The organism is Thalassococcus sp. S3 (assembly GCF_004216475.1).
GTDB lineage: Bacteria > Pseudomonadota > Alphaproteobacteria > Rhodobacterales > Rhodobacteraceae.
This window is the reverse complement of the sequence record NZ_CP022303.1, coordinates 3,667,010-3,684,842: the sequence shown is the minus strand read 5'-3', so window position 1 is coordinate 3,684,842 and position 17,833 is coordinate 3,667,010. Positions and strand designations below refer to the sequence as shown.

Below are 17,833 nucleotides of genomic sequence, written 5' to 3'. Positions count from 1 at the left end.
CTGCTGCTATGGTCGGCCACATGACCAGCGCGACTCAAACCGGCCCGTTCTGGGGCAGGGCCGACAAGACCAAGACAGCGACCGGACCGGAGCGGAAACCAAGAGGCGGGCCTGTTTTTATCGGCGACGCCGTGACGCCCTGGGGCGCGGACACGCTTTTACTGGCTGTGCTGCGGACCGCGCAACGCGATATCTCGGATGACGAATAGCGTCTAATAGGTCGGGTGAAACATCCCGCCGGGTGACAGCGTGAAGATGTCCACGCCATCTGATGTCACGCCAACCGAATGCTCGAATTGCGCGGAGAGAGACTTGTCGCGGGTGACCGCAGTCCAGTCATCGGCAAGTGTTTTCGTCTCCGGCCGGCCAAGGTTCACCATCGGCTCGATCGTGAAAAACATACCTTCCTCCAGAACCGCCCCGGTGCCGGGACGACCGTAATGCAGAACGTTGGGCGGCGCGTGAAAGACGCGGCCCAGCCCGTGACCGCAGAAATCGCGCACTACGCTCATCCGGTGGCTTTCCACGTAAGACTGGATGGCATGGCCGATATCGCCAAACGTGTTGCCGGGTTTGACCATCTCGATCCCTTTCATCAGGGAATCGTGCGTCACCTCGATCAGTCGCTCGGCTTTGCGGGGCAGCTTGCCCGCGACGTACATCCGGCTGGTGTCGCCGTACCAGCCATCGACGATCACGGTTACGTCGATGTTCAGGATATCTCCGTCCTTCAGGGTTTTCGCACCGGGGATGCCGTGGCAGACGACGTGGTTGACCGAAATACAGCTCGCGTGCTGATACCCCTTGTAGCCGATCGTGGCCGAGGTTGCTCCGGCCGCCTCCACCATCTCGGTGATCTTGGTGTCGATCGCCTCGGTCGTTTGCCCCACAAAGACATGCTGGGCGATATCGTCCAGGATCTGCGCGGCCAACCGGCCTGCGGCATGCATTCCGGGAAAATCCGACGCGTCGTAGATGCGGATACCGTCCTTTGTCAGACGGCCGCGGTTTTCATGTTTCACCTAAGGCTCCATCCTCTGGGTGTGTTTTTTGTACTGCGCCGCGGCAAAAAGAGCCAGAGGGCGTCAGGTCACAGGCCGGAGCGGACCAGCCGGTGCAATGCTTTGAGGGCTGATTTGGGTCCCGAGGCACAAAACGTCAACCCCGGCCTTCCGCGCCGCATCATAGGCGGCGGCATAGGTGGGGTCGATGTCGCGGGCCACGTCGAACCGGTCACAATCCGTGCGCTGGACAAGGTAAAGCAGAACGGCGCGGTAACCTTGCGCCGCCATTTTCGCCAACTCCCCTAGATGTTTGGCGCCACGGGCGGTGACGCTGTCGGGAAATTCGGCAAGGCCCGACTGGCGGCAAAGCGTGACGCTTTTGACCTCGACATAAGCGTCGGGCAGTCCATCGGCGCTGAGCAGGAAATCGATCCGGCTCGCCTCACCATATTTCACTTCGGCGCGCACCTTTGTGTAGTCGGCCAGTGCCTTGATCTGACGTGCCTCCAAGGCGGCGCGCAGGGCGCGATTGGGGACGGAGGTGTCTACCCCCGTGAAATGACCGTTTTCGTGATCGACCAGCCGCCAGCCGAATTTCAGCTTCTTTTTCGGATCGTCATTAGGCTCCAGCCAGACTTTCACCCCAGGTTCGGCCAGTCCCATCATCGAGCCGGGATTGGCGCAATGAGCCGTGATCTCGCGCCCATCCTCCAGCGTGCAATCGGCCAGGAAGCGCTTGTAGCGGCGGATCAGACGGGCGGGGACAAGAGGGGTTGGAAAGCGCATGAGCCTGCGCCTATACCTGCGAACGCCGTCAATCAAGGAGTGTGCCGATGTCCAATCCAACCGCCGCCATGCTGGTTATCGGGGATGAGATCCTGTCGGGGCGGACACGGGACGCCAACATGTACCATCTCGCGGGCGAATTGACCAAAGCGGGCATCGACCTCAAGGAGGTCCGCGTGGTCAGCGATGACGCATCGGCCATCGTTGCCGCGGTGCGCATCTTGGCCGATACCTACGACACGGTCTTTACCAGCGGCGGGATCGGGCCGACCCATGACGACATCACTGCGGATTGCATTGCCGAAGCATTCGGCGCGCGCATCAGCGTGCGCGAGGACGCCCGCGCGATTTTGCAGGCGCATTATGACGCGTCCGGGATCGCGTTGAACGAGGCGCGGTTGCGCATGGCACGGATCCCGGACGGGGCCGCCCTGATCGAGAACCCGGTGTCGAAGGCGCCCGGTTTCTCTTTGGGCAACGTTCATGTCATGGCGGGTGTGCCTGCCGTGTTTCAGGCCATGGTCGCCAGCGTGTTGCCGACGTTGACAGGAGGTGATCCGCTTTTGTCCCAAAGCCTGCGCGTGATGCGCGGTGAGGGCGACATCGCCGGGCCGTTGGGCAAATTGGCGGAGGATTTCCAGGATCTTTCCATCGGTTGCTATCCCTTCCAGAAAGATGGTGTCTTTGGCGCCAATGTCGTCGTGCGCGGCACGGATGGGTCACGGGTGGATGCGGCAGTCACCAGGCTTGCGCGCGAATTAGAGCTGTGACCGACCCGAAGCTTTACGAGGTCATCGACGGAACCTGGCCCGCGGCAGCGTTCATCCCGCAGGGCGACTGGCTGCTGCGGGACGGTCGGGGCGGTGGCAAGCGCGTGTCCGCGGCCACCGCGCGTGAGTCAGGCGTGGGAGATATCGGCGCGGCAGAAACGGCCATGCGCGATCTGGGGCAACCGCCGCTTTTCATGATCCGCGACGGCGATGAGGCGCTGGATACCGAATTGGAGCGGCAAGGTTACGACGTGATCGACCCTGTGGTGATCTATGCCTGCCCGGTCACCCACCTGACGGATATCCCGCTCCCCCGGGTGACGATCTTCGAGATCTGGGAGCCGCTGGCGATGATGCTTGAGATCTGGGCGGCGGGCGGGATCGGCCCGGCCCGGATCGACATCATGGAGCGCGCCGAAGGCCCCAAGACCGGATTGCTTGCGCGATTCAACGAAAAGCCCGCCGGAACCGCCTTTGCCGCGATCCACGCGCGCACCGCGATGGTTCATGCTGTCGAGGTCTTGCCGCATCAGCGCAAGCAGGGTGTTGGCAAATGGATCATGAGAGGGGCTGCGTTCTGGGCCAGGGCGCATGGCGCCGGCACCCTGACCGTGATGTGTACGCGGGAGAATGCCGGTGCAAACGCCCTCTATACTTCCCTCGGCATGAGCGTTGTGGGACAGTATCACTATCGTCACCTGCCGAAAGAGACACCGTGAGCAAGACCGACCAGACGACCGCCCTTGACCTGCCGATGGTCGATCCGTTGCCAGCGGCGACCCAGAAGTACTTTGACATCTGCACCGAAAAGCTGGGGATGATCCCCAACGTGCTGCAGGCCCATGCCTTCGATATCGACAAGCTGAACACCTTCACCGCGCTTTACAATGATCTGATGCTGGCCGAGAGCGGGCTGAGCAAGCTTGAGCGTGAAATGATCGCCGTTGTCGTCTCCTCCATCAATCGCTGCTTCTATTGCCTCGTCGCCCATGGGGCGGCGGTGCGGGACCTGTCCGGAGATCCGATGCTGGGCGAGATGCTCGTGATGAACTACCGCGTGGCGGATCTGGATGCGCGCCAGCGTGCGATGCTGGATTTCGCAGCCCACGTCACCACATCCAGCGCCACGATCGAGGAAGAGCATCGTCAGACCCTGCGCGATGCTGGCTTTACGGACCGTGATATCTGGGATATCGCCAATGTTGCCGCGTTCTTCAACATGACCAATCGGGTGGCCAGTGCCACCGCGATGCGTCCAAATGACGAGTATCACGCACAAGCCCGATGATGCGTTTTGCTTCAGCCATGATCTGTGCCCTTTTCGCGGCACCGGTCTGGGCCGTCGATCTGGCGATGCCGGGCAATGCGCGACTGATTGCGGATCGGGCGAGCGCTTACGACAGCTATATCCTGCCCGTAGGTCCGTTTGTTCGGGGCGTCGTTCCATCGGAAATGGTCGAAGGGCGGGTGGAACGGCAAAGCTGGCGCATCGACAGTTCGGCCATCACCACGCTGCAGATCCTCGACCCGTTGCGCCAGCAGATCGCCGAAGCCGGTTTCGAGACGCTTTTTGAATGCGAGGCAACGATTTGCGGGGGATTTGACTTTCGGTTCGCAATCGAGGTCATTCCGGCGCCCGACATGCATGTCGATATTCGCGATTATCGTTTCTTGGCCGCCCGATCAGACGAAGGCGAGGTGCTCAGCCTTCTTATAAGCCGGTCACGCAGCGTTGGATATGTTCAGGTCATCCACGTGAACCCGGAAGGCCAAACCCGCCTTTTGGTCACGAATGGAGGGGGCATCGAGGGAGAGCGGCGCGACACCGTTCCGGCCAACCTCGCCGAACGGTTGCTGGCGGATGGCCACGTGGTGCTCTCCGATCTCGACTTTGGCACCGGAACCGATGCGTTGAACAACGGCCCTTATGCCAGTCTGCAGCAACTGGCGGGGTTTCTAAGGGAAAACCCGGATATGGTGGTTGCATTGGTGGGGCATACCGACAGTGTTGGTTCGCTCGACAACAACATCGCGCTGTCCAAGCGCCGCGCTGATGCCGTGCGGGCGCGCTTGTCCGAGGTTTACGAGATACCACAGGCACAGATGCGCGCCGAAGGTATGGGATATCTCGCGCCCAAAGCTTCGAACCTCACACAGGCCGGGCGCGAGTTGAACCGAAGGGTCGAGGCCATTCTGCTTTACAAGAACTAAGAACGAAAAAGCCCCCGGACCGCGAACGCGACGGGGGCAGGTGGTTGTCCGAAAGACAACTTTTCAAGGGAAGATGTCACCAGTCCGATGGGCCTTTGTCCGCGAAGGCATGGACGAGGAAATCAATGAAGGCCCGCACTTTGGGCTGTGTGAAGCGCCCGGGGGGATATACGGCGTAGATCCCTTGCGTTTCCATCGGAAGATCCGGGATAGCATCCATCACAAGGCCCTGAGCCATTGCGTCCGAGTAAAGGAAACTCGGCAGATACGCGATGCCCAGCCCCGAGATTGCCGCGTTCAAAAGCGATTGCCCGTCATTCACGCTTAACCAGCCCGCAGTCCGGACCTGGCGCTTTTCGCCGGACGGCGCTGTAATCTTCCACATATTGCCGGAAGACTGGTTCGAGTAATGCAGCAGCTTATGCTCGTTCAGATCGTCGATCTTTTGCGGCCGGCCGTATTTTTCGAAATAGGCGGGGCTTGCGATCATCCGTTTCGTGGTTTCGGTCAGCTTGCGGGCGCGCAACGTGCTGTCCTCCAGCTCGCCAATGCGCACGGCCATGTCGAAACCTTCCGAAATCAGCTCCACATAGCGATTGTTGAGCACCATGTTGACCGTGATATCCGGGAAATCCGCGAGGAACCCGCTGAGAACCGGAGAGAGGTGATTGACGCCAAAGTCTGTAGCCACAGAGATGCGCAGCAATCCGGACGGCGCCGATTGCATCGATGTGACAAGCGCGTCGGCTTCGCCGGCATCGTTCAGCACACGACGTGCCCTGTCGTAATAGGCAAGCCCGATCTCGGTGGGGCTCACACGCCGCGTGGTGCGGTTCAGAAGGCGCGCGCCAAGGCGGGCCTCGAGACTAGAAACATGCTTGGACACGGCGGATTTCGAAATCCCCATCTTCTTTGCCGCATCTGTGAACCCGCCTTGGTCCACAACGGTGGCAAAGGCCTCCATTTCCGTTAAACGATCCATACCACGCCTACTCATTCTTCGTCTTGGTGAGCAAATGTTATGGTTTTGAATCTGGGCGAGATCGCGGCACGCATGCGATAATATCGGGGTAATCCCGTGTACCGTTGACCGCTCGGAAACAGCAATTTGCCTTAAATATTAAGCTTTCGTGAACAGATCCGGGACAAGAGGCGGTGCTGGACTACCATTCTTCAGGAAACAATGCTTGGGAGGACGTTTCATGAAATATGGCATAATTGCTGCGGTGCTCGGCCTTGGGCTTGTTACTCCGATCTGGGCCGGTGGGGAGACACAGTCAAATCCGGAGGCGGAGGTTTACTTTGTCAATCTCGATGACGGGGACACGGTCAGCTCTCCGGTCACGGTTGTCTTTGGGCTGCGCGGCATGGGCGTGGCACCGGCCGGAACGGAAAAAGAGATGACCGGCCATCATCACCTTTTCATCAACCGCCCCGCTTTCGGAGAGGGGGAGTATGGTGAAGATGAACTGACGAATGGAATCCCCGCGGATGAAAATCATGTCCACTTTGGCGGTGGTCAGACCGAGACTACGCTGGATCTGCCTGCAGGAGAGCACACCCTTCAGCTGGTTCTGGGCGATTACGGGCACGTGCCGCACAGTACACCCATCGTGTCGGATGTGATCACGATTGTGGTGGAATAGGGGATCGCGCTGCGCAAGCTAAAGCAATCGCAACCACTTGAGCAACACGACGCTGAGCACGCCGGAGATGACAAGCGCCCCGGTCAGCAGGGCAAAGGCCCAGGGCCAGTCCAGGCCGGGCATCCCGGCGACGTTCACGCCGAACAGACCCGTCAGGAAACCCAGCGGGAGAAAGACGGCCGCGACGATGGAAAGGGCATAGCTGTTGCGCCCGAGTTCATTGGCACTGCGCGCATCCGCGTGATCGTGCAGGGCCTCAAGCCGTGACTTCTGCGCCTGAAGGGCTTCGGTTGCAAGGATCATCAGATTGATCGGTTCGCGCAGGGCGGCGTGGTTTTGAGCGGTGAGAAGCGGTGTCTCCAGCTCCAGCAGATTGACCAGTGCATCGCGTTGGGGGGTCATGTAGCGCAAAAGCCGGATCACCGCCCGCCGCGGCGCCTTGAGCGCGCGATGGTCGATCGTATCCTCCAGTTCATAACCGTCTTCAAGGCGCTCGATCTCGGCCTCAAGGTCCAGCACCACATCACGGGTTCTGTGCGCCAGCCCCTGCAGCAAAAGGGCCAGGAACGCTCCGACATCGGGCGGCGCTTCGCCTGCCAGGGTTCTTTCCCGCACATCGTCGAGCGCGAAGACACGGCGGACGCGCACCGACACGATCGCATGTGCGGTGACCCACAGGCGCAGAGAGACCATCTCGTCCACATCGGCGCCGGGATTGAGGTTCACCCCTCTTAGATTCAGGATCAGCCCATCGTCATAGATGTCGCAGCGCGGTCGGGTTTCCGGCTGTACCAAGGCATCTGCCGGAATGGCTGGCAGATGGGCGGCCGCCCAATCCCGTAACGCGGGATCGTTCAGTTCGAAATGTCGCCATCGTAGGGCGCCGGGTCCATCAAGGGCGGTGTCCCGCGCAGGTTCGGCGCGGCCATCGGGCCAGATATCGAAAGCGAAAAGGGCCAGATCTGCCGCTGGCCTTGTTTGTGTCGTCATGGAACTGCGATCCGCCAAGAGCCTGCGTCAGCCCGGCTTGAATGCCGCGTCAAAAGCGGTCTGGCCTGAATGTGTGAACGCGATGACGCGGGTGCCTTCCATCCGGTGGGCCCAACCGCGGTCTAGAATGGCAGTAAGAAGCGCGCGTCCCAGTTTGCCCGCCAGATGGGATCTGCGCGCGCTCCAGTCCAGGCACTCACGGCAAAGCGGGCTGCGCGAGCGTGAGAGAGCCGTGAGATCCACGCCAAAATCGGTGACAATGGTGTGCCCTTCGGCGGTCAGCGTCATGTCGTTGGATGTCATTTCAAACGCACCTTGCAGCGATAGGGCGTTGAACATTTGCACACCCATGTCGCCCGCCAGATGATTGTAACACACACGTGCATGACGCAGGGCCGCGTCTTTCGGCCCCGGTCGCGTTCGCAGATGTCCTTTGCCTGCAGCCAGCCCCATAAGCGCTTCAAGCGTTCGGGCCACCTCGTCCCCGGCCAGGCTGTAATATCTGTGCCGTCCCTGATGGCGCAGGTCAATCAACCCGCCGTCCTGTAGCTTGCGGAGGTGAGAGCTTGTGGTTTGCGGGGTGACGCCGGCCTCTGACGCAAGCTCGCTCGCGGTAAGAGCGTGGCCGGTCATCAGCGCCGACAGGATATTGGCGCGTGCTGGATCCCCGATGAGGATGGCGATCCGGGCGATGTCGGGTCCGCTTTTCATGCTACGATCCTAGTCGAAACATGTTCTCCGTTCAACCTGCTATCGGTTCGACACACAAAAGGAGATCTTCGATGCTGACCTGTATTATCCGCTATCATATCGACCCAGCCAAGACCGATGCATTCGAACGATATGCCAGGGCGTGGGGGCAGGCCATCCCCCGCTGCGGTGCGGATCTTATCGGATATTATGCACCTCACGAGGGATCAACGACGCGTGCATACGGGATTTACAATATCCCCTCACTTGCGGCTTATGAGGCGTATCGCGCTCGGCTCAGCGAGGATCCGTTGGGCCGTGAGAATTACGAGTTTGCGCAGCGGGAAGGGTTTCTGCTGCGCGAGGACCGCACGTTTCTGCGATGCGTATCGAAACCACATGGGGAAAGCGTATGATTGCTGTCATCTTCGAGGTCGAACCGGCCGACGGTCGAAAGGACGACTACCTCGACATCGCGGCTGAGATGCGCCCGATGGTCGAGGAGGTCGAGGGCTTTATCTCGGTGGAACGGTTTCAATCGCTCACCAACCCGGAAAAACTGCTGTCGCTCTCTTTCTTCGAGGATGAAGACGCTGTGATGCGCTGGCGAAAGCTGGCGGCGCATCGCAGGGCGCAGTCGAAAGGACGCGCAGGCCTCTTTGCCGGCTATCGGCTACGCGTCGCGGGTGTGATCCGGGATTACGGTCTGACGGACAGGAAAGAAGCACCCGGTGACAGCCTTGCCGAACATGATCGGTAAGGCGCGCTTTGCGCATCAGGTGTTTTCAGTCTGATGCCCGCTTCAGTCCAGTGCCGCGATCAGAAGAATGAGCGCTGCAAGGCCACCCGCCAGGAACATCCAGGTCGGCAGCGTGACCGTCATCGGTTTTTTCAGTTTCGACATCATGTCGTCCGAGGTGATGTCGTTCGTGCGGCTGGTATTGTCCGGCGCGTGGGTGGTCTCTTGCTTGATGTCGCTCATCGCGGGTCCTCTCAGGATGAAGTCGTATCGCTGATCCTGAGATGGGTATGGCGCAGAGTGCCACAAGATACCGGCGCGATGGACATCCGGTAAAGGCGAATTCCCGCCTGACTATTCGCAGCAAAAGGGGCAACGCGGCACACGTTGCCCCGGCAAGGCCGTTAGAGAGTGGCAGCGAGCCGCGTGCCCTGGTCGATGGCGCGTTTGGCGTCCAGCTCCGCCGCGACGTCGGCGCCTCCGATCACATGGGGTGTAATCCCCTTGGCCACCAGCGCGTCGGCCAGTGACCTTTCGGGTTCCTGGCCGGCGCACAACACAATCGTGTCCGCCTCGATCTTGGTCGGATTCTCACGGGCCTCGCCGAAGGACACCAAAAGCCCGTCCGCGTCGATCCGCTCGTAATTTACGCCACCGACGAAGTCGACATCCTTCATCTTCAGTGACGCGCGGTGGATCCAGCCGGTTGTCTTGCCCAGTCGTTTGCCATGCTTCTCGGCCTTGCGCTGCAAAAGTGTGACGGCGCGCGCGGGCGCTTCGGGCTGGGGGCCTTCGGGTGAGAGACCGCCGCGATGCTCGGCTGGGTCCGATACGCCCCATTCTGTCATCCACTCGGGCAGGTTCTCGGTCGGGCTTTCGCCTTCATGCACCAGGTATTCGGACACGTCGAACCCGATGCCGCCGGCGCCCACCACAGCAACCTTCTTACCCACAGCCGCCTTGCCGCGCAGAACGTCGATATAGCTCAGGACGTTCTCACCGTCCTGACCTTCGATGCCCGGATCGCGCGGAGAAACACCGGTGGCGATGATCACCTCGTCGAAGCCTTCAAGATCGCTAACCGTGGCCTCGTGGTTCAGCTTCACCGTGATGCCCGCATCGGCGATCATCGTGCGGTACCAATCGACAAAACCCCAGAATTCTTCCTTGCCCGGCACCTGCTTGGCCATGTTGAGCTGGCCGCCGATCTCATCCGCCTTGTCGAAGACGGTGACCGTGTGCCCCCTCTCCGCGCAGGTCAGCGCGGTCGAGAGGCCAGCGGGTCCCGCGCCCACGATGGCCACGGTTTTCGGCGTCTCGGCCTTTGTGATGATCAGTTCGGTCTCATGGCACGCCCTCGGGTTCACGAGGCAGGAGGTCAGCTTCCCACCAAATGTATGGTCGAGGCAGGCCTGATTGCAGGCGATGCAGGGTGCGATCTTGGCGGCGTCTCCAGCCATGGCCTTGGCCACGAAATGCGCGTCCGCCAGCATGGGCCGGGCCATGGATACCATGTCGGCGCAGCCCGTTTCCAGCACCTCTTCGGCAACTTCGGGCGTGTTGATGCGGTTGGACGTGATCACGGGAATGTTCACATGTCCCATCAGCTTCTTGGTCACCCAGGCAAAGGCCGCGCGCGGGACGGAGGTGGCGATGGTCGGAATACGCGCCTCGTGCCAGCCGATGCCGGTATTGATGATGGTGGCGCCTGCCTTCTCGACCTCCTTGGCCAGTTGCACCACCTCTTCGAAGCTGGAACCGTTGGGCACCAGGTCGATCATCGACAGACGGTAGATGATGATGAAATCGGTGCCCACCGCCTCCCGCGTGCGGCGCACGATCTCGATGGGCAGGCGGATCCGGTTCTCATAGGAGCCACCCCAGCGGTCCTCGCGCTTGTTGGTGTGGGTGACGATGAACTGGTTGATGAAGTAGCCTTCGGAGCCCATGATCTCGACCCCGTCATAGCCCGCCTTCTGGGCGAGCTTCGCGGCGGTCACGATGTCGGCGATCTGCTTTTCGATACCGTCCTCGTCCAATTCGGTCGGCTGAAAAAGCGAAATGGGCGACTTGATGGGGGAGGGGGCCACGCAATCGGGGCCAAAGGCATAACGCCCGGCATGCAGGATCTGCATCGCGATCTTGCCACCCGCCTCGTGCACACGCTGGGTGACGACCGAATGGTTTTCGACATCCTGATCAGAGGCCATCATCGCGGCACCGGGTGCGACGGACCCTTCCTTGTTCGGGCCGATCCCGCCGGTCACCATCAGCGCGACCTCACCCCGTGCACGCTCGGCGTAGAATTCGGCGACCCGGTTCCAGTCACGTGTTTCTTCAAGACCGGTATGCATCGAGCCCATCAGGACACGGTTCTTGAGTGTCGTGAAGCCAAGGTCTAGCGGCGCAAGCATGTGCGGATAGCTGGACATGAAATCCTCCCAATGATGTTGACGTGATACATTGCTGCGTCAGCCTGTCTTGTCACCTGCAACGCCGCGTCAACGGGTTGCTTTGGACGTAGCGTCGGGTCAGTAAGGGGCAAGACGACCGGAGATGCACGATGACCCCCGAAGAGATTGAAAAACTACCCTATCGTCCCTGCGTAGGTGTGATGCTGATGAACGCCGAAGGGGCGATTTTCGTGGGCCAGCGCAAGGACCGGTTCGAGGAAGCCTGGCAGATGCCACAGGGCGGCGTGGACGACGGGGAAGGCGCACGCGATGCAGCGCTCAGGGAATTATGGGAAGAAACCGGTGTCACCGCCGATCTGGTCGAGATCGTGGCCGAGACGGAGGACTGGCTGCCCTACGATCTGCCACAGGATCTGGTGCCCAAGATCTGGAAAGGCCGTTATCGCGGGCAAAAGCAGAAATGGTTTCTGATGCGCTTTCTGGGACGGGACGAGCAGGTCGATATCGAAACAGAGCATCCGGAATTCTCAACCTGGCGCTGGCAACCGACCGACCAACTCGTCGAAAAGATCGTTCCCTTCAAGCGAGAGGTCTATCGGCAGGTGACAAGGGCATTCGCAGAGCACTTGTCCTGAAAAAACGCGCCCTTAAGGCGACCGGGGTTCAGCGTCCCCGAAAGATTGGTGCATGCGGCCCTGCACTTTCCGGCAGGATACCGGTGCAGCGCGGATCGTCCGCAATCTCAATCTCCTGCCGCACGGGCACGAAACCACTGCGCTGATAGAAGGCCAGCGCACCGGGGCTGTCGAGCGTACAGGTATGCACATGAAAGCGCGTGATCGGACGTGCCCAGGCCAGACGGATCGCTTGGTTCATCAGATACCGTCCGGCACCTGTTCCGATCAGCGACTTGGTCAGACCGAAAAACGCCAGTTCACAGGCGTTCTCTTCCCGAAAGTCCAGCTCAAGAAGCGCTTCCGGCGTCCCATCCAGAAGCAAGGTATAGACATCCACTTGTGTGTCCGACAGAAGCGCTTGCAAGTCCGCGTCGCTCAGCTCAATCCGGGACGACCAAAGCCAGTCATGCCCGTCCACTCTGTAAAACAGGTCGCGATAGATTCCTACGCCAGGCGGGGTGAGGCGCTGGAAGCTCAGGTTCCCAGGCTCCGGCACCGGGCGTGTTTCAGCGGGCGCATGCATCTCAAGATGGGTGACCACCATGGCCACCTTGCCCGGTGGCACCGGATGCAACCCGTCTGCAAGCGCTTGGGTCACAGCAAGCCTTCGCGTCTCAGAAGGGCCAGCAAGTTTGCCTCAGGCCGGGGGCCAATATGGCTGATCACCTCCCGCGCACAGGCATTGCCGATCCGGGCGCAGCTTTCCATCGGCTTGCCCAGCGCCAGACCGGTCAGAAAGCCCGCGGCAAACTGATCGCCTGCCCCGGTGGCATCGACGGGCACCACCTTTTGCACCGGAACGTCGATGCGACCGGTTTCCGACAGAACGGTGACGCCGTCGCCTGATCGGGTGCAGACGATCAGCGGACACATCTTGGCTGTCTCGGTCAGGGCATGCTCGATGTCTTCGGTCTGGAACAGCGAACGGATCTCGGCCTCGTTGCCGATCACGAAATCCAGTTCTTCGTCGATCAGCGACAGGAAATCGGCGCGGTGCCGCTCAACACAGAAGGGATCGGAGATGGCGATGCCGGTCTGCCCTCCACCGGCGCGACAGGCGCGCGCGGCCTCAAGAAAGGCGGCTTTTCCCTTGTCCTTGTCAAAGAGATAGCCTTCGAGAAACATGATCTTGGCACTGCCCGCGACCGTCTCTGGCACGTCTTCGCTGCTGAGTTCAGACGAGATGCCCAGATATGTATTCATCGACCGTTCGCCATCCGGCGAGACGAAGATCATCGAGCGGGAGGTGGGCAATTCGCCGTTCGGGACCGGATCATTCACAAAGTCGATGCCGTGATCGCTCATCGCACTTGCGTAAAACCGTCCAAGCGCGTCGTTGTGCACGCGGCCGATGAACGCCGTGTTCAAACCCAATGCGCCGGCGCCCGCGATGGTATTAGCCACCGAGCCACCCGGCGTCTGTACGCGACCATCCATGGCACCATAGAGCATCTCGGCCCGTTCCCGCTCCACCAGCTGCATGATGCCTTTCTGGATGCCCATATGCTCGAGAAAGTTGTCGTCGGCTTGCGAGATGACATCGACGACGGCGTTGCCGATGCCGACAAGATCGTAGGTCTTCATATCGTCTTTTCCTCAAATTGGCAGAGGTCCCGGATCAAACAGGTGGGACACATCGGTTTGCGCGCCTTGCAATGATACCGGCCATGCAGGATGAGCCAGTGATGGGCGTGCAGTTGAAAATCGGCGGGCACGTGATCCTCGATGGCGCGCTCGACCGCATCGACATCCTTGCCCGGGGCGATCCCGGTGCGGTTTCCGACGCGGAAGATGTGGGTATCGACGGCCTGCGCGGGCTGCTTCCACCACATGTTCAGCACCACATTGGCCGTCTTGCGCCCCACGCCCGGCAGCGATTGCAGCGCCGCGCGGCTGTTGGGCACCTCGCCACCATATTGATCGACCAGAATACGGCTGAGCTTCATCACGTTCTTGGCCTTGTTGCGGTAAAGCCCGATCGTCTTGATGTGGTCAATCAGCTTTTCCTCGCCCAGATCAAGCATCTTTTGCGGGGTATCGGCGACCTGGAACAACGCACGCGTCGCCTTGTTCACCCCAGCGTCGGTGGCTTGCGCGCTCAGCGCCACGGCCACGACAAGGGTGTAGACGTTGACATGCTCAAGCTCCCCTTTCGGCTCGGCTTCGGCGGCATGAAAGCGTGCGAAAATTTCGCGTATCGTATGATAATCAAGTTGTTTAGCCATCGAACCTTCTATGCCGCGCGGATGTTAGCGCTGCAATGACAAAGCGCAGGTTCCGGGTCGCGGGATCGAACACCGTTCTTTAGTGTAAGATCAAAGCGAAGGAGAGGCCGATGAACGTGCAGGTTTCTGAAAAAAGTTATCACTTTGGCGTGATGAGGCGTGCGATTGAGTTGATCGATGCCGACAGCGGCGGGCTGAGTCTGGAGGACTTGGCCCGAGAAATGAACATGAGCCCGGCCCATTTTCAGCGCGTTTTTTCAGCATGGGTCGGCGTGTCGCCCAAACGGTTCCAGCAATATCTGACGCTGGGCCATGCCAAGGCCCTGCTGGCCAATCGTTTCACCACGCTGGAGGCGGCGCATGCTACGGGGTTGTCCGGAAGCGGCCGGCTCCACGACCTCTTTGTGCGCTGGGAGGCGATGAGCCCCGGTGATTTCGCCCGCGGCGGCGCGGGGCTGGAGGTGTTCTGGGGCTGGTTCGAAAGCCCTTTTGGCCCTGCGCTGGTGATGGGCACGGAAAAAGGGATCTGCGGCATCGGGTTCGCCGCCGAGACCGGAGAAGCTCAAGCGATGGAGGATCTTGTCGCGCGCTGGCCCAACGCGACCTTTACCGAGGATCCGATGAGATTGCGGCCCTGGGTGCATGCCGCCTTCGGCGCGGAGAGCGCTACCATGAAGGAGGCACCGATCTACCTCATTGGCGCCCCGTTTCAGATCAAGGTCTGGGAGGCGCTGCTGAGCATCCCAACCGGTCACGTGACCAGCTATTCCGAGATCGCACAGGCGATCGGTCATCCCAAGGCGGTGCGCGCCGTGGGCACGGCTGTCGGGCGCAACCCGATCAGTTGGCTGATCCCCTGTCACCGCGCGCTGCGCAAATCCGGCGGTCTGGGGGGCTACCACTGGGGGCTGCCGGTGAAACGCGCCATGCTGGCCTACGAGGCCGCGCGCGCCGAGGCGTGACAGCGACGCCGGGCGTTGATATGCTGTTGGCATGCCTAATTCGTTGAAAGACAAGGTGATCCTGATCACCGGAGCCGCGCGCGGCCTGGGCTATGCCTATGCCGAGATGTTGGTCGCCCAGGGCGCGCGGCTGGCGGTTCATGACGGTGGCGTCAGCAAAGACGGCGCAGATCCCGACCCGAAAATCATCGAAGAGGCCGCGATGCGGTTGCGGGCTGGTGGGGCGGATATTCAGGCGTTGCCAGGTCTGCTGAACAGCCGATCCGCCTGCCATGCGGTGGTGGAGGCTGTGCTTGACCGGTTTGGTCGGATTGACGGGCTGATCCATAATGCAGGTCTGGTGCTCTGGGCCGATACAGTCGAGGTTGATGAGGCGCTTTACCGTCGAAATGGCGAAGTCAACCACGAGGCCGCCTTCTGGCTTTGTCAGGCCGTTCTGCCAACCATGCGGGCGCAGGGTTTTGGCCGGATCGTGCTGACCACATCGGGATGGGCCTTGAAAGCGCTGGAAGGTTCGGACCGGCTCACGCTCTATTGCCTCAGCAAGGGCGCGCAATTCGGTCTGATGCGTGCCATGGCCTATGGTGCGGGCCATGCGGGTATCCGGACCAACGCGATCTCTCCGGTGGCCGATACGCGCATTTACACCCGCAAAGTCGAACCGGGCCGGCTATCACCAGGCTCTGTCGCCAGTACCGTCGCCTGGCTTGTCTCGCCTGACTGCGAGATGACCGGATATGTCGTGCGTGCGGCAGACGGCAAGGTGGCGCTGATGCAGATGGTCGAAACCGAAGAAGCTGTGCTGGATGCAGAGGCGCTCGCCGATCCCAAGGCGGCCGGTTCTGTCCTGAGAGGCCTGCAGGCGCGCGACTGAGCGCAAAGGTCCCACCGTATCACCCGGGGTTTGGCGGGTTCCTGCTGAAAGACACAGGGACTTGTATTGCGCCTTTGGGTAACGCACATGCTAGAGATATTTCGAGCATGCGGGCCGGAACAGGTCTGCGAAGAACTAGGCAGGATAGAGATCTATGACACGCACCAAAACTCCGCTCCTGGTGGCTGCAAGCGCCGTTCTGGCGCTGGGCGCCTGTACGGATCCGGCATTTCTGGACCCGAATAATCCCAACCAGAACCGCGATCAGGGTGTTCTTTTGGGGGCTGGCGTCGGGGCCGCGCTGGGCAACATCGTCGGTGGCGATACCGAGGCAACGATTGCCGGTGCCGTTGTGGGCGGGACAGCCGGTGGTCTGATCGGCAATCGGCTTGACCGTCAGGAAGCGGACCTGCGCCGCCAGATCGGTAATGACCGCGTGACGATCACCAATACCGGTGACCGGCTGATCGTGACGATGCCTCAGGATATTCTGTTCGCCACGGGCAGTGCTGATGTGCGTCCTGATCTTGCGGTGGACCTGCGCGCCGTTGCCAGCAACCTGCAATCCTATCCCGATTCCGTGATTCAGGTTCTCGGGCACACCGACAATGTGGGGGATGCGGGCTTTAACCAGGGTCTGTCCGAGCGGCGTGCCAATTCCGTCTCCAGCGTGCTGATCGGCGCGGGTGTGTCGCCCAATCGCATTCAGACGCTCGGACGTGGTGAGGACCAGCCGATCGCGTCCAACCTGACCAACGAGGGTCGCGCACAAAACCGGCGGGTTGAAATCGTGATCCTGCCAACGGCGGCCTAAAGAGACGGGGAACCTTGTGGACGGCGTGTCGTTGACCCCTAACTGGGCCGAAACGGCACGTAATTCAAAAGGGATTTCATTACAATGCCAGACTACACGCTTGTGGGTCTGTCCGGATCGCTCCGGCAGGCCGCCACCAACCGTTTGCTGATCCGTGAAGCCGCAAGGCTGTTCGACCCGGCAGAGTTCATCGAGGGCGATCTGAACCTCCCCCTCTATGATGGCGACCTGGAAAAAGCGGATGGCATACCCGAAGCGGTGCAGCAACTGGCGGATCAGATCGCGGGCGCGGACGCGGTCATCATTTCGACCCCGGAATACAACAAGGGTCCGTCCGGTGTTCTGAAAAACGCGCTTGATTGGGTCAGCCGAACCGAGGGCAATCCATGGGCCGGCAAGCCGGTCGCGGTGATGTCGGCAGCGGCCGGCCGGGCCGGAGGAGAGCGCGCGCAAAGCATCCTGAGGGCCTGCCTCGTCGCGTTCCGCCCACGCATCCTGCAGGGGCCCGAAATGCACCTTGCGGGCAGTTCGAAAGAGTTTGACGATGCAGGACGGTTGACCAGCGATCTTTACATCGAAACATTGCAGGACCTCATGGACGCGCTGCGTGCCGAAATTCAGCGCTGAGGCGTGCTGATCTCGATGAGGTTTCCGTCAGGATCCCGCAGATAGATCGACAGAATTGGCCCCGTGGCCCCGGTGCGGGGCACGGGGCCTTCCTCTATCTCGATATCATGACGGGCAAGATGGGTTTGCCACTCCGCCAATGATAGGTCTGTAAGAAAACACAGATCTGCCGCTCCCGGCTTGGGTTGGGCGGCCTTGGGTTCAAATTCATGACCGGCGCGGTGGAGATTTATTTTCTGCGTGCCGAAGGTCAGGGCCCAGCGGGTCGTGCCGTCGGCGGGTTGAAAGCGCTCGGCAGTCATGCCGAGGATATCAGTGTAAAACGCAATCGCCTGGTCGATATCGCGCACGGTCAGGACAAGATGATCGAGGCTTGTCAGCTTTGGCTTCACCGGGATTGTTCC

At 60.8% G+C, this 17,833-nt stretch carries 24 protein-coding genes; 13 read left to right on the top strand and 11 right to left on the bottom strand.

Translation table 11 applies throughout. The features are described from left to right. The first annotated feature begins 20 nt into the window (after nt 1–20). Nucleotides 21–209, top strand: coding sequence for a hypothetical protein (locus CFI11_RS18110; protein ID WP_130408463.1), 189 nt, complete (start codon nt 21–23; stop codon nt 207–209). 3 nt (nt 210–212) lie between these two features. Here the strand turns inward: CFI11_RS18110 and map are convergent, their stop codons facing one another. Next, a complete protein-coding gene (gene map, locus CFI11_RS18105; RefSeq protein WP_130408461.1) occupies nt 213–1,022 on the bottom strand; it encodes a type I methionyl aminopeptidase in 810 nt (269 codons plus the stop codon). 63 nt (nt 1,023–1,085) lie between these two features. Next, complete coding sequence (gene sfsA / locus CFI11_RS18100) at nt 1,086–1,790, bottom strand: DNA/RNA nuclease SfsA (RefSeq protein ID WP_130408459.1); 705 nt, start codon at nt 1,788–1,790, stop codon at nt 1,086–1,088. 47 nt (nt 1,791–1,837) lie between these two features. On the opposite strand from sfsA, the gene CFI11_RS18095 reads away from it, so the two are divergent. The 4 genes from CFI11_RS18095 to CFI11_RS18080 are packed head-to-tail and all read left to right on the top strand — an operon-like array spanning nt 1,838 to nt 4,771. Beyond that, on the top strand, nt 1,838–2,560 hold the full coding sequence (locus CFI11_RS18095; protein ID WP_130408457.1) for a molybdopterin-binding protein: 723 nt from the start codon (nt 1,838–1,840) through the stop codon (nt 2,558–2,560). Beyond that, nucleotides 2,557–3,279: a GNAT family N-acetyltransferase gene (locus CFI11_RS18090; protein WP_130408455.1), complete on the top strand. Its 723-nt coding sequence runs from the start codon at nt 2,557–2,559 to the stop codon at nt 3,277–3,279. The genes CFI11_RS18095 and CFI11_RS18090 overlap by 4 nt, the downstream gene beginning before the upstream one ends. Next, nucleotides 3,276–3,848, top strand: coding sequence for a peroxidase-related enzyme (locus CFI11_RS18085; RefSeq protein ID WP_256370562.1), 573 nt, complete (start codon nt 3,276–3,278; stop codon nt 3,846–3,848). Before CFI11_RS18090 ends, CFI11_RS18085 begins: the two co-directional genes overlap by 4 nt. Continuing rightward, entirely contained in the window at nt 3,848–4,771 is a 924-nt protein-coding gene (locus CFI11_RS18080) for an OmpA family protein (RefSeq protein ID WP_371687446.1), read from the top strand. Before CFI11_RS18085 ends, CFI11_RS18080 begins: the two co-directional genes overlap by 1 nt. A gap of 76 nt (nt 4,772–4,847) precedes the next feature. Here CFI11_RS18080 and CFI11_RS18075 read toward each other — a convergent pair whose 3' ends face one another. Beyond that, on the bottom strand, nt 4,848–5,753 hold the full coding sequence (locus tag CFI11_RS18075) for a LysR family transcriptional regulator (RefSeq protein WP_130408451.1): 906 nt from the start codon (nt 5,751–5,753) through the stop codon (nt 4,848–4,850). Nucleotides 5,754–5,973: 220 nt separating this feature from the next. Between CFI11_RS18075 and CFI11_RS18070 the strand changes: the two genes are divergently transcribed. Next, on the top strand, nt 5,974–6,417 hold the full coding sequence (locus CFI11_RS18070) for a DUF4399 domain-containing protein (RefSeq protein ID WP_130408449.1): 444 nt from the start codon (nt 5,974–5,976) through the stop codon (nt 6,415–6,417). Nucleotides 6,418–6,435: 18 nt separating this feature from the next. Here the strand turns inward: CFI11_RS18070 and CFI11_RS18065 are convergent, their stop codons facing one another. Next, the gene (locus CFI11_RS18065) at nt 6,436–7,407 is read right to left on the bottom strand and encodes a CorA family divalent cation transporter (RefSeq protein ID WP_254448952.1); all 972 of its coding nucleotides are present in this window, start codon (nt 7,405–7,407) and stop codon (nt 6,436–6,438) included. Nucleotides 7,408–7,434: 27 nt separating this feature from the next. Further along, the gene (locus CFI11_RS18060) at nt 7,435–8,118 is read right to left on the bottom strand and encodes a helix-turn-helix transcriptional regulator (protein ID WP_130408447.1); all 684 of its coding nucleotides are present in this window, start codon (nt 8,116–8,118) and stop codon (nt 7,435–7,437) included. 71 nt (nt 8,119–8,189) lie between these two features. Between CFI11_RS18060 and CFI11_RS18055 the strand changes: the two genes are divergently transcribed. After that, complete coding sequence (locus CFI11_RS18055) at nt 8,190–8,513, top strand: NIPSNAP family protein (protein ID WP_130408445.1); 324 nt, start codon at nt 8,190–8,192, stop codon at nt 8,511–8,513. Further along, nucleotides 8,510–8,857, top strand: a complete 348-nt coding sequence (locus tag CFI11_RS18050) for an antibiotic biosynthesis monooxygenase (RefSeq protein ID WP_130408443.1) — start codon at nt 8,510–8,512, stop codon at nt 8,855–8,857. The genes CFI11_RS18055 and CFI11_RS18050 overlap by 4 nt, the downstream gene beginning before the upstream one ends. A 42-nt stretch (nt 8,858–8,899) precedes the next feature. On the opposite strand, the gene CFI11_RS18045 is transcribed toward CFI11_RS18050, so the two are convergent. Then, the gene (locus CFI11_RS18045; RefSeq protein ID WP_130408441.1) at nt 8,900–9,079 is read right to left on the bottom strand and encodes a hypothetical protein; all 180 of its coding nucleotides are present in this window, start codon (nt 9,077–9,079) and stop codon (nt 8,900–8,902) included. 161 nt (nt 9,080–9,240) lie between these two features. Beyond that, complete coding sequence (locus tag CFI11_RS18040) at nt 9,241–11,268, bottom strand: NADPH-dependent 2,4-dienoyl-CoA reductase (RefSeq protein ID WP_130408439.1); 2,028 nt, start codon at nt 11,266–11,268, stop codon at nt 9,241–9,243. A gap of 131 nt (nt 11,269–11,399) precedes the next feature. On the opposite strand from CFI11_RS18040, the gene CFI11_RS18035 reads away from it, so the two are divergent. Then, entirely contained in the window at nt 11,400–11,885 is a 486-nt protein-coding gene (locus CFI11_RS18035; RefSeq protein ID WP_130408437.1) for an RNA pyrophosphohydrolase, read from the top strand. A gap of 28 nt (nt 11,886–11,913) precedes the next feature. Here the strand turns inward: CFI11_RS18035 and CFI11_RS18030 are convergent, their stop codons facing one another. The 3 genes from CFI11_RS18030 to nth are packed head-to-tail and all read right to left on the bottom strand — an operon-like array spanning nt 11,914 to nt 14,152. Beyond that, the gene (locus tag CFI11_RS18030) at nt 11,914–12,525 is read right to left on the bottom strand and encodes a GNAT family N-acetyltransferase (RefSeq protein ID WP_371687445.1); all 612 of its coding nucleotides are present in this window, start codon (nt 12,523–12,525) and stop codon (nt 11,914–11,916) included. Beyond that, nucleotides 12,522–13,511, bottom strand: coding sequence for an adenosine kinase (locus tag CFI11_RS18025; protein WP_130408435.1), 990 nt, complete (start codon nt 13,509–13,511; stop codon nt 12,522–12,524). Before CFI11_RS18025 ends, CFI11_RS18030 begins: the two co-directional genes overlap by 4 nt. Then, nucleotides 13,508–14,152: an endonuclease III gene (gene nth, locus CFI11_RS18020; protein ID WP_130408434.1), complete on the bottom strand. Its 645-nt coding sequence runs from the start codon at nt 14,150–14,152 to the stop codon at nt 13,508–13,510. The genes CFI11_RS18025 and nth overlap by 4 nt, the downstream gene beginning before the upstream one ends. 110 nt (nt 14,153–14,262) lie before the next feature. Between nth and CFI11_RS18015 the strand changes: the two genes are divergently transcribed. The 4 genes from CFI11_RS18015 (at nt 14,263) to CFI11_RS18000 (ending at nt 17,429) form a co-directional block, all read left to right on the top strand. Further along, the gene (locus CFI11_RS18015; RefSeq protein ID WP_130408432.1) at nt 14,263–15,114 is read left to right on the top strand and encodes a bifunctional helix-turn-helix domain-containing protein/methylated-DNA--[protein]-cysteine S-methyltransferase; all 852 of its coding nucleotides are present in this window, start codon (nt 14,263–14,265) and stop codon (nt 15,112–15,114) included. 31 nt (nt 15,115–15,145) lie between these two features. Beyond that, entirely contained in the window at nt 15,146–15,988 is an 843-nt protein-coding gene (locus CFI11_RS18010; protein ID WP_130408430.1) for an SDR family NAD(P)-dependent oxidoreductase, read from the top strand. 154 nt (nt 15,989–16,142) lie between these two features. Continuing rightward, nucleotides 16,143–16,802, top strand: coding sequence for an OmpA family protein (locus CFI11_RS18005; RefSeq protein WP_130408428.1), 660 nt, complete (start codon nt 16,143–16,145; stop codon nt 16,800–16,802). An 84-nt stretch (nt 16,803–16,886) separates the two neighbouring features. Then, complete coding sequence (locus CFI11_RS18000; RefSeq protein ID WP_130408426.1) at nt 16,887–17,429, top strand: NADPH-dependent FMN reductase; 543 nt, start codon at nt 16,887–16,889, stop codon at nt 17,427–17,429. Here CFI11_RS18000 and CFI11_RS17995 read toward each other — a convergent pair. Continuing rightward, nucleotides 17,420–17,821, bottom strand: coding sequence for a VOC family protein (locus CFI11_RS17995; protein WP_130408424.1), 402 nt, complete (start codon nt 17,819–17,821; stop codon nt 17,420–17,422). The genes CFI11_RS18000 and CFI11_RS17995 overlap by 10 nt on opposite strands. Nucleotides 17,822–17,833 lie beyond the last annotated feature (12 nt).